General features: G+C 63.5%; 10 protein-coding genes. 5 read left to right on the forward strand and 5 right to left on the reverse strand.

The window, feature by feature from the left end; genetic code table 11:
- The first annotated feature begins 35 nt into the window (after positions 1 to 35).
- From FV139_RS15605 to cysK, 3 genes are all read left to right on the forward strand, one after another.
- Positions 36 to 1,265, forward strand: a complete 1,230-nt coding sequence (locus FV139_RS15605) for a YihY family inner membrane protein (protein WP_148069382.1) — start codon at positions 36 to 38, stop codon at positions 1,263 to 1,265.
- Positions 1,262 to 1,678, forward strand: coding sequence for a TlpA family protein disulfide reductase (locus tag FV139_RS15610; RefSeq protein ID WP_148069383.1), 417 nt, complete (start codon positions 1,262 to 1,264; stop codon positions 1,676 to 1,678). Before FV139_RS15605 ends, FV139_RS15610 begins: the two co-directional genes overlap by 4 nt.
- 498 nt (positions 1,679 to 2,176) lie before the next feature.
- Positions 2,177 to 3,145: a cysteine synthase A gene (gene cysK, locus FV139_RS15615; protein WP_148069384.1), complete on the forward strand. Its 969-nt coding sequence runs from the start codon at positions 2,177 to 2,179 to the stop codon at positions 3,143 to 3,145.
- A gap of 5 nt (positions 3,146 to 3,150) precedes the next feature.
- Here cysK and FV139_RS15620 read toward each other — a convergent pair whose 3' ends face one another.
- On the reverse strand, positions 3,151 to 3,786 hold the full coding sequence (locus FV139_RS15620; protein WP_148069443.1) for a GNAT family N-acetyltransferase: 636 nt from the start codon (positions 3,784 to 3,786) through the stop codon (positions 3,151 to 3,153).
- Entirely contained in the window at positions 3,786 to 4,757 is a 972-nt protein-coding gene (locus FV139_RS15625; protein ID WP_148069385.1) for a quinone oxidoreductase family protein, read from the reverse strand. Before FV139_RS15625 ends, FV139_RS15620 begins: the two co-directional genes overlap by 1 nt.
- A gap of 90 nt (positions 4,758 to 4,847) precedes the next feature.
- Here FV139_RS15625 and FV139_RS15630 point away from each other — a divergent pair, with 90 nt between their 5' ends.
- Positions 4,848 to 6,464: an ATP translocase gene (locus FV139_RS15630; RefSeq protein ID WP_148069386.1), complete on the forward strand. Its 1,617-nt coding sequence runs from the start codon at positions 4,848 to 4,850 to the stop codon at positions 6,462 to 6,464.
- On the opposite strand, the gene FV139_RS15635 is transcribed toward FV139_RS15630, so the two are convergent.
- Both FV139_RS15635 and FV139_RS15640 read right to left on the reverse strand, forming a co-directional pair.
- The gene (locus tag FV139_RS15635; RefSeq protein WP_148069387.1) at positions 6,455 to 7,783 is read right to left on the reverse strand and encodes an NTP/NDP exchange transporter; all 1,329 of its coding nucleotides are present in this window, start codon (positions 7,781 to 7,783) and stop codon (positions 6,455 to 6,457) included. The two genes, FV139_RS15630 and FV139_RS15635, sit on opposite strands and share 10 nt — an antisense overlap.
- A gap of 1 nt (position 7,784) precedes the next feature.
- Complete coding sequence (locus FV139_RS15640) at positions 7,785 to 9,701, reverse strand: HipA family kinase (protein WP_187276579.1); 1,917 nt, start codon at positions 9,699 to 9,701, stop codon at positions 7,785 to 7,787.
- A gap of 119 nt (positions 9,702 to 9,820) precedes the next feature.
- On the opposite strand from FV139_RS15640, the gene FV139_RS15645 reads away from it, so the two are divergent.
- The gene (locus FV139_RS15645; protein WP_187276580.1) at positions 9,821 to 11,140 is read left to right on the forward strand and encodes a DEAD/DEAH box helicase; all 1,320 of its coding nucleotides are present in this window, start codon (positions 9,821 to 9,823) and stop codon (positions 11,138 to 11,140) included.
- Between the two features lie 405 nt (positions 11,141 to 11,545).
- On the opposite strand, the gene FV139_RS15650 is transcribed toward FV139_RS15645, so the two are convergent.
- Entirely contained in the window at positions 11,546 to 13,597 is a 2,052-nt protein-coding gene (locus FV139_RS15650; RefSeq protein ID WP_148069390.1) for a S9 family peptidase, read from the reverse strand.
- Between the last annotated feature and the right edge of the window lie 4 nt (positions 13,598 to 13,601).

The following is a 13,601-nucleotide window of genomic DNA, read 5'->3' on the forward strand; positions in this document are numbered from 1 at the left end:
TCGTTGCGTATCGGCACCCGTGCCATAATGCCGTTATGGACGCTATAAAAGAAAAACTGCAGGGAATCTGGCCGCGCATTCGCTACCTGTTTCAGCGGTTCGGCAACGACCGCTGTACCGACAACGCCGCCGCGCTCACCTACATGAGCCTGTTTGCGCTGGTCCCGCTGATGACCGTGCTGTACACCATGGCCTCTGCGGTCCCGGCCTTCGACGGCCTGGAGACTCGCATCCAGGGATTGATGTTCGAACACATGCTGCCCGACACCAGCTCGGAACTGGAAGGCTACCTGTCAGATTTCTCCCGCCAGGCCAAAAACCTGACCGGCTTCGGCATCGTCTTTCTGGTCATCACCGCGGTACTGATGCTGCGCAACATCGAGCGGGCCTTCAACCAGATCTGGCGCACCGGCGAGAACCGCAGCCCCCTGTCCAGCTTTCTGATCTACTGGGCTGTGCTGAGTCTCGCCCCCATCACCATTGGCCTGGCGCTGGGGATACCCGGGGCGGTAGCCGCCGCCGCGCTGGTAATCGAGGACTACGACGTCATCGGCGCCACGGACTTCTTTTTGCGCCTGATCCCCCTGTTACTGACCGCGGCGGCCTTCACCCTGCTCTACGTGTCGGTCCCCAACTGCCGGGTTCCGTTCCGCCACGCCATCGCCGGCGGTGTGCTCGCGGCCATCGCCTTCAACCTCGCACGCACCCTGTTCACCGCGCTGGTACAGGGCTCCAGCATCACCTTTATCTACGGCGCCTTCGCCGCGGTTCCCCTGTTCCTGCTGTGGATCTATGTGTCGTGGAATATCGTCCTCATGGGGGGCATCTTCGTTCACAGCCTGTCCGCCTACCAGAGTTCGGAGCAGGCGGCGCGCCCCACCGTGCTCAAGGCGCTGGATGTGCTGTACCTGTTCTGGACCCGTCAGCGCAGCGGCAGGCCGGTGCGCGAGATCGAACTGCTCAACGGACGCGTCAAGGTCGTCCAGGGCCTGGACAGCGAGACCTGGCGCCACCTGCGGGAGGTGTTCAAGCAGCACAATCTCATCGCCCAGAACCAGCGCGGCCACTACCTGCTGAGCCGGGACCTGCACGGCATTACCTTCTGGCAGGTTAAGGAGTGGGTGGATGCCGAGCGGCCGCTGGCGAAAGAGGACATCGGTGCCCAGATGGCGTGGCAACAGCGCGCCTATACCCTGCTGCGTGAGGAGCGCCACCACCAGCGGGAAACCCTGAACATGAATCTCGTGGAGTTGTTTGAAGAATGAGAATCCTCCTGGCCACCCTGGTGGTACTACTGGCCGCCTGCAGCAGTGAATCCGACCCTGGCCCCACCGGCCTGGCAGCCCATCGAGGCCAGTGGGTGGTGGTAAACTACTGGGCCAAGTGGTGCAAACCCTGCATCGAGGAAATCCCGGAGCTGAACCGGCTGGATGCCGGGCACGAGCAGATCCGGGTACTGGGGGTGAATTACGACGGGCTGACCGGGGAGGAACTGGAGGCCCAGGTGACGGAGCTGGGCGTCGAGTTCCCCATTATCCCCGACCCGGCCGCCGAATTGGGCACGCCGAGGCCGGTGGTCCTGCCCACCACGCTGATCCTGAACCCGGATGGGGAGTTGGCGGTGACGCTGGTGGGGCCACAGACGGGGGAGTCGATTCTTGCCGCCATGGAGCGCTGAACCCGCACCCGCGGTACCCGGGGCCCTTCCGGGACACGCCGTGAACCCGCACCCGAAAAGAGGGGTGGGCTCTCCATGGGGGCTCCTCAGTCCGGATGCGGCCCAGACCATCCGGGCCGCTGAAGGTCCCGAAAGGCCCCCGGCTACCACGCGTGCTCCCCCAGACATAATTCCGAATTACGCCCGTATGCCCCAACAAATAAAAAAACCGGCTCATAAGAGCCGGTTGGAACAGAGATAGGGACTATCTCCAGGGGGATCGAGACCTGATGGGGCCCGGCTGGTCGTGTTGACGTCTTGTGGACCTGTCACGCCCAGAGCGGGTTACCGCGTTACAACTGACAGTTAAGACTGCCCCCTTGATACGAAGTTCCCCGCCGGGTGGATTTTTTTTCAATCAGAGCCCTGGCAAGCCCGATGGACACCTTCACCTGCGGCGACTAACCTTGCAGCACTTGCGGCAGCGAGCCGCGACACCACTCCAGGGAGGACCACATCATGGCTGGCGTTTACGACGACAACGCGGGCACCATCGGCAATACGCCTCTGGTGCGCATCAATCACATCAGCGAGGGAAAAATCTACGCCAAGCTGGAGAATCGCAACCCGGCCATGTCGGTGAAGTGTCGCATCGGCACTTCCATGGTCAATGCGGCAGAAAAGGACGGCAGCCTGAAACCGGGCATGACGATTGTCGAGCCAACCAGCGGCAATACCGGGATCGCCCTGGCCTTTGTGGCCGCGGCCCGGGGCTATGGCTGTACCCTGGTGATGCCCAACACCATGAGCCTGGAACGGCGCAAGCTGATGAAGGCGCTGGGGGCGGACATCATCCTCACCGACGGTGCCAAGGGCATTCCCGCCGCCATTGCCAAGGCGGAGGAAATCCTCGCCTCGGACCCGGCGAAATACTGGGGTCCCCACCAGTTTGAGAACCCCGCCAATCCGGCCATTCACGAGGCCACTACCGGCCCCGAGATCTGGGAAGCGACCAACGGCGAGATCGATATCCTGGTGTCCGGCGTAGGCACTGGCGGCACCCTCACGGGCATTTCACGCTACATAAAGAAAACCTGCGGCAAGGCCATCACCACGGTGGCAGTCGAACCTGCCAGTTCCACTGTGATCGCCGCCGCCAAGGCGGGCGAAGAACCCACCCACGCGCCGCACAAGATCCAGGGGATTGGCGCCGGCATCCTGCCCGCCAACCTCGACCTGGAGATGGTCGATATGGTGGAGCAGGCCGACAATGAGGAGTCCTTCGCCTGGGCCCACAAGCTCATGCAGAAGGAAGGCATCCTGGCCGGGGTCTCCTGCGGCGCCGCCATGGCCGTGGCTGATCGCCTGGCCCGTCGCCCGGAAAATGCCGGCAAGACCATCGTGGCCATTCTGCCGGACTCCGGCGAGCGTTACCTGAGCGGCCCCCTGTTCGAAGGCGTGTTTACCGACAACGAAATGGTGCAGTAATACCCTCAGTCGTTGGACGGGGCCTGGCTGGAAAGAGTCTGGCTGGAGAGGGTCTGGCCGGCCCTGTCCAGCAAGCCCTGCAGGCGCTCACGCACTGCCGGCCACTCGCTGTCCAGGATACTGAAGTATACCGAGTCCCTGAGATACCCCTGCTGCACCACCATGTGCTGGCGCAGCACCCCCTCACGGGTGGCTCCAATACGCTCCAGGGCCTGCTGCGACCGCAGGTTGCGGGCATCGGCCTTGAACTCCACCCGGATGCAGCCCAGGCGCTCGAAGGCGTGCTGTAACAGGAGAAATTTGGCCTCGGTGTTTACGCCGGTCCGCTGCCACTCGGCACCCAGCCAGGTCCAGCCGATCTCCAGACCGCGGTGCTCAGGGCGGATATTCAGGTAACGGGTGCTGCCGGCCACCTTGTCCTTGGCATTTTCCACGATGGCGAAGGGTAACTGCCCCGGGCTGGCCAGGGCGTCGTCGATCCAGTGCCGGGCATCCGCCTGGTCGACAAAGGCACAGCGCGGCATGTAGGCCCAGTCGGCCTCACTGCGCCCCCGCAAGTACAGCCCCTGGGCATGATCCTGGGACAGTGGCTCCAGTCGCACCCGTTCGCCCCGAAGGGTCACCGGGCCCGGCATGTCCATCACGGCAGGATCACCGTCGAGCCGGTGGTACGCCGCGCCTCCAGGTCCCGGTGGGCGTCGGCGATGCGCTCCAGTGGGTAGCGCTGCTGAATTTCCACCTTCAACCGGCCATCCAGTACCCGCTCGAACACCGCGGCGGCGGAGTCGCGTAATTCCCCGGTGCTGCCGGTGTAACTCACCAGGGTCGGGCGCGTCACGTAGAGGGAACCGCCCAGGGCCAGCCGCTGCAGGTCTACGGGCTCCGGCGCGCCGGAGGCGTTGCCAAAGCTGACCAGCATCCCCCTGGGTTGCAGGCAGGACAGTGAGGCTTCGAAAGTATCGCGCCCCACCCCGTCGTAAACCACCGGTACGCCCACGCCACCGGTAATATCAGCGACAGCCTGCGCCACATCCTGTTCCGCGTAGTTGATCACGTGGTGGTAGCCATGGGCCCTAGCCAGTTCCGCCTTGGCGGCAGAGCTCACGGTGCCGATCACCGTGGCCCCCAGGGCGCTGGCCCACTGGCCGAACAGCAGACCTACACCACCGGCAGCGGCGTGGAACACGCAGGTCTGGCCCGGATTGAGGGGGAAGCAGCGCTGCAGCAGGTACTCCACCGTCTGCCCCTTGAGCATCACCGCAGCCGCGATTTCGAAGTCCACCCCCTCGGGAATCTTCACCAGCCGGGCCGCAGGGAGGTTCAGCACCTCCGCATAGCTGCCAATACCCGCCGAGCAGTAGGCCACCCGGTCGCCAACGGCGAGATCAGCCCCCTCCCCGACAGCGGTCACCACCCCGGCCCCCTCGGTACCGAGCCCTGTGGGCAGCGGCAGCGGGTAGAGGCCATTGCGATGATAGGTATCGATAAAATTGAGCCCGATAGCGCGATTCTCGACCTGCACCATCCCGGGACCCGGCTCTACCAGCGGCACATTGCGTAGCTCCATGACTTCCGGCCCACCGGCCTCACTGATCTGAACTGCCCTTGGCATCTGTTGCTCCTCGTAACGTGACCCGCCCCCTGCGAGAGCGGAAAATCGGGGTATACTGCCGGTTCAAACCCGGCAAAAGCTAAGGTCTGCATGGCGCGCCGATTCACCCGTACAGAGCGGTTCTTCTCACTGTTCACCACCCTGCGGGCGGGGGAAGGTCTGGTATCCCAGCGGCTCTGTATGCAGTCCTTTGCCGTCATGTTCGCCTACTACCTGCTGAAAGTCATCCGCGAACCGATGATCCTCGCCGACGGCTCGGCAGAACTCAAAACCTACTCCACGGCCGTGCAGGCGGTACTGCTCATGTTCATCGTGCCGATGTTCGCAGCACTCTACCGGCGGGTGCGGGACCACGGGGAAAAGCACTACCTGTACCGGGGTACGATTGTCTTCTTCACCGCCCAACTGTTGCTGTTTGCAGCAGCCTGGGCGATGGGGCAGCGCATCGCCGTGGCGTTTTATATCTGGCTGGGCATCGCCTCGGTAATGATTCTCGCGGTATTCTGGGCCTTCGCCGCCGACCTGTTCAATCTGCGCTCCGGGCAGCGTATCTTCCCGCTGGTGGCGGCAGCAGGTGCGCTGGGGGCCCTGGTCGGTTCCGGGGTGTCCGCCGATGTCGACCAGTTGCTAGGCCACGGCGGAGTGATGCTGCTGGCGGCGCTGCTGTTCAGCCTCGCCGGCTGGCTGGCCGCCGGCACTGGCCCCCTGATTCCTGCGGGCTCCGGTTGTGCCGGCGAAGCCCTGAGCCCGATGCGGCCGGATTACCCGCTGGCCCAGGGTTTCCTGATTGTATGGCAGAGCCAGACCCTGCGCCTGATTGCCGGCCTTGTCATCCTGTTGAACCTCATTAACACCAACGGCGAGTACATCCTTGCCAGTTTTGTGACCGAACACAGCAACACCCTGGACGACAAGGCAGCAGACAACTACCTCACCACCTTCTACGCCCGCTACCTGTTCGCCACCACCGCGCTGGGCTTCCTGTTCCAGCTCTTCCTGGTGTCGCGAATCTACAAGCGGGTGGGCATCGCCGGGGCGCTCTACGTGTTGCCGGTGCTGATGATCATCAACTACAGCCTGATGGCGTTGATCCCGGTGCTGGTGGTGGTGCGAACCGCGCTGATGCTGGAGAACAGCGTCAACTACTCCCTTGAGACCACCACCCGGCACGCCCTGTTTCTGCCGGTCCGGCGGGAGGAAAAATACGTTGGCAAGCACACCATCGATACCTTTTTCTTCCGGGTGGGCGATGTCCTCTCCGGTGGCTTCGTACTGCTGGCAAGCGCGGTGCTGGGGCTGGCACTGGAGGGTTTTATCCTGGTCAATGCACTACTCGCCGCGGCCCTGCTGGTCATTTCCATTGCCATCGGCCGCCGCCACCACGAGGATGCCGCCCGCAGCCTGTCCAACCAGCCGCCCATTGCCACCGGCGACCTTGAGGACATGATCATTCCTGCCGGCATATTGACGCGCATGCAACTGGCGGAAGATACCTTTATCGACCCCGACGTGGGCGATGCACTGCGCTACCGGGCCCTGGCGGAGGATGGCGAGCGGCTGCCCCAGTGGGTGAAGTTCGACGGCCTCAAGCGCCGTTTTCGCTTCCACCCACCGGACAACAGCCGCGGCCAGCTACGCATCCGGGTGATTGCCCGGGATTTCGATGGCCTGGAGGCGGAAGTGAGCTTTACCGTGATCTACGGCTGAGAATTGGCCGCGGCTGCCTGCTCCTCGCTGGCCCGGAACACCCGCCCCGCATAGCGGGCCGCCGCCACCCAGAGCACCAGTAACAGCAGCGTAATCAGGCTCAGGTAGCGCAAGCTGTCGAAGTCGCCGAAGGCGAACGTCAGCCCGAGGCTGATCAGCACCGCCACCGCCTTGGCAAAGCGCTGTACGAACATGTCGATAAAGGCCTTGGCCCGGTACTTCTCCGCCGGCGTCGTGGGCACGTAGAGCGCCTCCTTGGCCGACTGGTTGATGGAGTAGCTGAAGCCGTTATCCGCCGTGTTCAACAGGCTGCCCATCCACAGCACCGGGAATAACAGGAAGGCGGTTGAGCCCATGGCAATGGTGCAGGGCAATACCAGCAGGGCGATCCCCACACCAAAGCGCGACATCACCAGCCCGGTGAAAAACAGCTGCACGATGAGCGACACCCAGTTGGTGATGGAAAACACCAGGGCGAACTGGGCACCGATCTCCGGCCCGCTCAGGTAGTGGGCGATGGTGGCGGTGAACTGGAAGTCCATGATGGTCGAGATGATCTCGTAGAGCCCGACAATGGCCACTATCGACAACAGATAGTGCGAGCGGAATACCAGCCTGGCTCCCTCGGTAGCCGGATTGTGCTGCACCGACTCGGCCGACGCTTCCGGCTCCTCTGCCAACGGCACCTGCACATGGCGACCCGCGAGCCAGGCCGCGAACACGATCAGCAGCGCCAGGCCGGAGCAGATCCACAGCCAGTCCGGGTAGGTCAGGTTGTCGATATTCACCCTGACCACAGTAGAGCCGAACACCCCGCCGAGCACGCCGCCGAGCCCCACCAGACCGTAGAGACGGCGCGCCGTCTCCTGGTAGACCGCATCATTGAGGAAGGCGAAGAAGGTGGCCACCATCAGGGTGCTGAAGAGATCGCCGAACAGGTAGAAACTCCATACCGCCCCACCTCCCGGCTGGTCCAGCCAGCGGGTGAACAGGAGGTAGCAGACGATAAAAAAGCCGGCAAAGACGAAACTCAACTGCTGCCGTCGCAGGAAACGACTCAGCCAGGTGAAAACCACCACGGCCACAAACGCCACCAGCATATTGAGCACCTTGGCCAACAGTTCAGCCTGGGCTGCCGTGAACTGGACTCCCAGCAGGTCGAAACCGCTGGCATCGTAATACTCGATAAACAGCCCTTTTTTCAGGGGCTTGAGTATCCAGAAGCTGGTGATCACCAGAAAGAAGTAGGTGAGCATGGCGAGGGCGAGGGGCCACTCCGCACGGCGCACGTCCATGAAAGCCTGGAAGGGGTTCTTCATACTATGAGGGGTCCGAGGTGCGAACGGCCTCCTCCACGATCAGGTCACGGCGTTCGATAATGGCGTGAATCTGCTTTGGATGCAGGTACGGGCGCAACTGCGTGGTCAGCGATTCTTCGGTAAGGGCCTGCAAGTGTTCGATGAACAGGTCAGAAACCCGCAGGTCCACCTTGCGGTACTGCTTCGGCCGCCGGGCCTTGGAGCGGAACGCCAGACTGTGATCGATGAAACGCAGCATGTAATCATCCTTGGTCCACAGGATGTTGGTGAGGTTGCGGTCATCGTTGTGGATCAGGATGTCGAATACAAAGCGCAGACGGTATTGCTCGGACTGGGCACAGTAGCTGTTGAAGGGCAGCTTTTCCTCCAGCCGGTCGCGTTCATTGATAGTGTTATTGACCCAGTCCGACAAGGCGCCTTCCTGATCTTCCACGGTGCCCAGCACGGCGGTGGGTACCAGTTGCAGGTCGATCATACGATCCAGTTTGTAGGCTGCCACATCGTAGATGTAACGGTCGCTGTCGTCGTCGGAGCGCGTGTTGTAGCGCACGCGCCGCTCCAGGCCCGGCGCAGTATCCTCGTACTTGAACACCGCGTCGTTACTGACCCCGTCCAGTTCCTGGGTCACCCGCTTGGGCTTGGTGATGCCGGTACCGATATCCTCGATGGCGACCACCGGTGCAGTTTCCATGAAGTGTTCGAGCTCGGTGTCGCTGACACCCGACAGCTCCAGCGCGAGGTCTCGCTGCTCGGGTAGGGGCTGTGTGGCCTCAGCCTGCCCCAGGTAGTGCACGGCGCTCTGCCCCTGCTCCGACACCAGGGCAGAGGCGCGCCCCTTGTACACGCTCTTCAGCATGCCCGTATCCAGGCGGATGACCAGCCCCTCCATTCGCGACTGGACATCGCCCCGGGTAGGGGTGTGCCCCACCACCAGTTGGCGCGCCCCCGCCTTCTTCAGGAACACCTCGGTATTCCAGCTCTCGGCATAGGGGTGGCACATAGCCGAACCCCGGTACCAGTTGAGGCTATTGTCACTGAATACAAAAGCCGTCTGGGCTTCGAACACTTCCTGCAGCGGGTCGAACCAGTCTGCCCGTGTGCGCGGGTTTTCCGCGGCGAATTCCTCCGCCCGGGCGTTCAGGAACTGCAAACGGTCGTGATATCCCACGTGCCAGGGCATGACGCCGGCCGCACGCAGTTCCGACATGTTGTCGAGAAAGTCACGCAGCTCGCCCATCATCTGTTCATTGAGATCATCGAGCGAATGGAAGGCGGCGGTCTTGGAAATGCCGCCGTGCATGTACACCTTGTCGTTGACCCGAATGACGAACTGCTGCTGCAGCAGCCAGTCTCCCAGCGTGCCCCCGGGTGAGAAGGCCTTGCGCAGGGCGACGAAACCGGGCGGGTACTCCCGCTCGAAAACCGCCCGCACCTCTTCATCGCTGCCACCGGGATTGACCTGCCGGTAGCCCTGCCACAGGGCCTCACGATCGGCGGGGGTTTCGTCGTTGGCAAAGGCAGCGAACTCGGCTTCCGAGACGTAGCGCAGGTCGCCGGTCATCACCATGACCTCGTGATTGCCCAGGGTCAGGTGAACGTCACCGCCGGCGGCGCGCGCCTGCTGCTGCAGTTGCATCAGCAACTCCACCACCTTGCGCGAGCCGGGGCCGCGGTCGATCAGGTCACCGGTAGACACCAGGTGGGTGCGACCTCCCGCCCAGTTGTTGGCGTCATCGATGACTTTGAGCTCGCGCAGCAACTGGGTCCAGTCGTCAAAGGCGCCGTGGACATCGGCAAAGGCAACCACCCGCTCGCTGGTATCGAGCTCCGACGGCGGCGCCGCGTGCACCAGGCCGGCACCGATGCTGACGGCCCAGACCAGGATTCCAGTTCCCCACCACCGCTTGACGTTGCCCACGCAGCCCCCTTGCACTCCTGTGATTCGGCAGACTCAGTCTAGATGAGATTTCCGCGCTGCGCCTGCCGCCGGTAAGTAAGTTAGAATAGCCCCATCACCGCCTGACTGGAATGCCCACCGTGCTGCAAGAGCTCGACCTAGACCGCCAACTGCGAATCGCCCTCGACCAACTGGAACTGGAACAGCCCACCCCGGTACAAGCCAGCGTGGTTCCCGCGGCTCTGGAGGGTGGCGACCTGCTGGTATCGGCGGAGACCGGCAGCGGCAAGACCCTGGCCTACCTGCTGCCGACCCTGCAGCGCCTGCTGACGGAGGACGCCCCGCGCGACGCCGGCACCCTCGCTCTGGTCCTGGTACCCACCCGCGAGCTCGCCAGGCAGGTACTGAAAACCTGCCGCACCCTGACCGGCAAATCCCCGTTACAGGCCATGGCCCTGACCGGCGGCGCCGACTTCAAGTACCAGAAAGCCGAGTTTCGCAAAAACCCGGAGATTGTCATCGCCACCCCCGGACGCCTGCTGGAACACTGCGAAAAAGGCAGCGCCGACCTCGCCGCCCTCAAAGTGCTCGTACTGGACGAGGCCGACCGTATGCTGGACATGGGCTTTCGCGACGACGTACTCAAGATCAGCGAGTTCTGCCCCCCCGGGCGACAGACCCTGATGTTGTCCGCCACCCTCAAGACCAAAGGCATGGGCGAACTCACCCGCCAGCTTCTGAACGACCCGCAAACCATCGCCGTGGACCCGCCGCGCAAGGCCCACGACAGCATTCACCACCAGCGTATCCTGGCCGACGGGCAGGAGCACAAGAACCAGCTACTGGTGGCCCTGCTGCAGGCCCAGCCCGAGCGGCGCAGCCTGGTCTTCGCCAACAAGCGACGCACCGCGGAGCGCCTGAGCGGATTGCTCGGGCACCACGGGCTGAAGGTGGACTGCCTCCACGGCGAGATGACCACTGAGGAGCGCAAGCGGGTCATGGCTGCCTTCCGCGAAGGCAAGATCCACGTGCTCTGCGCCTCGGATCTCGCCGCCCGCGGCCTGGATGTACCGGACATCGAAACGGTCATCAACTACGACCTGCCCCACTCCGGCGACGACTACGTCCACCGCAGCGGCCGCACGGGCCGGGCGGGCGCCACGGGCGTGGCGATCTCGCTGGTGGAAGCCAGCCAGTGGAATCTGATGGTCAGTATCCAGCGCTACCTGGGCATGCAGTTTGAAAACCGCGCTCTGCCGGGACTAAAGGCGAAGTACAGTGGGCCGAAGAAAACCAAGGGGTCAGGCAAGGCGGCAGGCAGCAAGAAGAAAAAGAACACCAAGGATGGGGCCAAGCCGAAGCAGCGGGCGCGGGATGCGAAGAACAAGGGTAAGCCGAAGCGGAGCAAGGCCGGTGCGGTAGTGAATGATGGGACCGGGCCGTTGATGAAGAAAAAGTAGACCTCTGTGTGGAATTAGCCCTTCCAGCCTCAGGCGGCAGGTGCTTCGTCGACCGGGTCCGATCTGGCGGTACGCCTCCCCGGACACGCTAAAATCATGACGTCCATGTCGCGCTCCTCAGCAGCCATCCATGGCTGCTGAAGGTCCGGGGAGGCGCACCCCCAGCTCACACCCTGCGGCGGAGCGAGATTCCGACCCAACTGGAACCGAAGTCAGCATCAGAATTGACATGCCGGCGGAGCGCGCGCGGTACCCGTGGCCCTTCCGGGACCTTCAGCGGCCTGGACGGCCGATGAGGAGCCCCCATGGAGAGCCCACCCCTCTTTTCGGGTGTGGGTTCACGGCGTGTCCCGGAAGGGCCTCGGGTACCGCGCGTGCGGGTTCAACGCTCCAACAAACCGAGGTTCACTCGCTATCACCGGCGTCCGGCGAATGCCGCGAAAACCACTCAAGGATCGCCGCCACCTTGCCCAACAACTGGCTCGGCCGCTTGTAGATACTGTGGGACGCCCCCGGCATCCTGACCATCGCCGTGTCCACCCCCTGCAGCTTCAGCGCCTGGTAGTACTGCTCCGTTTCCGACATCGGCGTACGCAGGTCAGATTCACCCGTGAGCAGCATCGTCGGGGTAGTGACATTGCCTACCCGTGACAGGGGCGAACGCTCCCAGTACGTGGTGGGGTCTTCCCAGGGCATCTTTTCGAACCAGTAGCGGGTGAAATAGGGTGGGTTATCCGCCGTCAGCACAAAACTGGTCCAGTTGATCACCGGCTTGGCGACGACTGCGGCGCGGAAACGATCGGTGTTGCCCACAATCCATGCGGTGAGTACGCCGCCGCCCGAACCACCGGTCACATACAACTGGTCCTCGTCGATATAGCCCTTGTCAATCACCGCATCCACCACCGTCATCAGGTCGTCGTAATCCTGGTTCGGGTAGTTGTGGTGGATCAGGTTGCCAAAGTCCTCACCGTAGCTGGTGCTGCCGCGGGGGTTGGCGTAGACCACCACATAGCCGGCGGCGGCGTAGAGCTGGATCTCCGCGGCAAAGTGGGGGCCGTAGGTGGCAAAGGGCCCGCCGTGAATTTCCAGGATCAGCGGGTAGCGTTTGGCAGGATCAAAGCCCGGGGGCAGTGCCACCCAGGCCTGGATGTCCTGCTGGTCGAAGCTGGATTTCACCCACAGTTCCTCGACCCTGGCGAGTTCGCGGTACTTCAGCACATTGTCGTTGAGGTGGGTCAGCTGCCGGTTGCGGCCGCCCTTGCCCACGGCCAGCTCCGCAGGGAGAGCGGCGGAGCCTGCGGTGTAGGCATAGACGTCGTCACCGCCCACGGCAAAATCAGCCCCGGTATAGGGACGCCCGAATGACTTGCCGCCCATATCCCGCGCCAGTTCGGTGATTTTGCCGCCCAGGGTGGTAGAGGCCAGCACCGTGTCGCCCTTGTCGTCGTACTGAAAGTAAATGCGGCGCCCGTCATCCGACCACTGGGGATCGCTGACGCTGCGATCCAGGTCCGCCAGCAGCTCGCGCTTGTCACTGCCATCGCTGTCCATGACATACAGGCGGTTGCGGTGGTAACCCATGAGGCGATCATCCCAGCCGGTCCAGGCGATACGCTCACCGTCCGGCGACACGGCCAGGTTGCCATCGGGGCCCTTGCGATCGGTGAGGGCTGACAACTCGCCGGTGGCGACGTCGATCCGGTAAATATCGCTGTTGACCACATCCGTGGCCCAGTCCGGGTTGCGATTGGCCGACACGTACAGCGCCCTGCCATCGGCCGACCACGCGATACTGCCGTCGTGGTGGAATTCACCCGAGGTCAGCTGGCGCGGACTGCCGCCATCCGCCGGCATGACAAACACGTGGCTGTAACCGTGGGGCTTGTTACCGCTGCCATCGTTGCGATAGACACTGCGATCCACCACCACCGGCGGCGGCGCCCACTCGGCGCCCTCGGGCCGGGGCGGCAGGCTGCCCATCACCGGCGCCGGCTCAGGCACCCGCATGGCAAAGGCGAGCCACTGCCCATCCGCTGACCAGGCCAGGTTCTTGGCCTTTTCCGGCAGGCGGGTCAGCTGGGCGGTGCGGGGAGTGTCGAGCCAGCTGACAAAGATCTGTGAGCCCACATCGTCGCGGCTGACGTAGGCGACCCGGCTGTCATCGGGCGCCAGCACGGCGCCGCTGATATTGTTGGGGCCGCTGGTCAGCGGCTGTTCCGCACCGCTGTCGAGGTCGACCAGCCACAGGTTGGTGCGGGAACGGTCCTTCATGATGTCCATGCTGTGGCGCAGATACAGCGCCCGCTCGCCGGCGCTGTCGACCAGGGCATCACTCGCGTAGCGCAACTGGAAAACATCTTCGGGGGCGAATTTGGGTGCTGCCAGTACAGCGCCCGTCAGCAGGGCCAGGCCGGGTAGCGACAGCCAGGGGATGAGTCGGCGGGATGTGTTCATTCCT

It is taken from the genome of Parahaliea maris (genome assembly GCF_008064665.1).
GTDB classification, from domain to species: Bacteria; Pseudomonadota; Gammaproteobacteria; order Pseudomonadales; family Halieaceae; genus Parahaliea; species Parahaliea maris.

Excerpts from the sequence above, each read along its gene's own strand:
- FV139_RS15605 (WP_148069382.1), top strand. The coding sequence starts at position 36 with ATGGACGCTATAAAAGAAAAACTGCAGGGAATCTGGCCGCGCATTCGC.
- FV139_RS15620 (WP_148069443.1), bottom strand. The coding sequence starts at position 3,786 with ATGGACATGCCGGGCCCGGTGACCCTTCGGGGCGAACGGGTGCGACTG.
- cysK (WP_148069384.1), top strand. The coding sequence starts at position 2,177 with ATGGCTGGCGTTTACGACGACAACGCGGGCACCATCGGCAATACGCCT.
- FV139_RS15625 (WP_148069385.1), bottom strand. The coding sequence starts at position 4,757 with ATGCCAAGGGCAGTTCAGATCAGTGAGGCCGGTGGGCCGGAAGTCATG.
- FV139_RS15650 (WP_148069390.1), bottom strand. The coding sequence starts at position 13,597 with ATGAACACATCCCGCCGACTCATCCCCTGGCTGTCGCTACCCGGCCTG.
- FV139_RS15630 (WP_148069386.1), top strand. The coding sequence starts at position 4,848 with ATGGCGCGCCGATTCACCCGTACAGAGCGGTTCTTCTCACTGTTCACC.
- FV139_RS15635 (WP_148069387.1), bottom strand. The coding sequence starts at position 7,783 with ATGAAGAACCCCTTCCAGGCTTTCATGGACGTGCGCCGTGCGGAGTGG.
- FV139_RS15610 (WP_148069383.1), top strand. The coding sequence starts at position 1,262 with ATGAGAATCCTCCTGGCCACCCTGGTGGTACTACTGGCCGCCTGCAGC.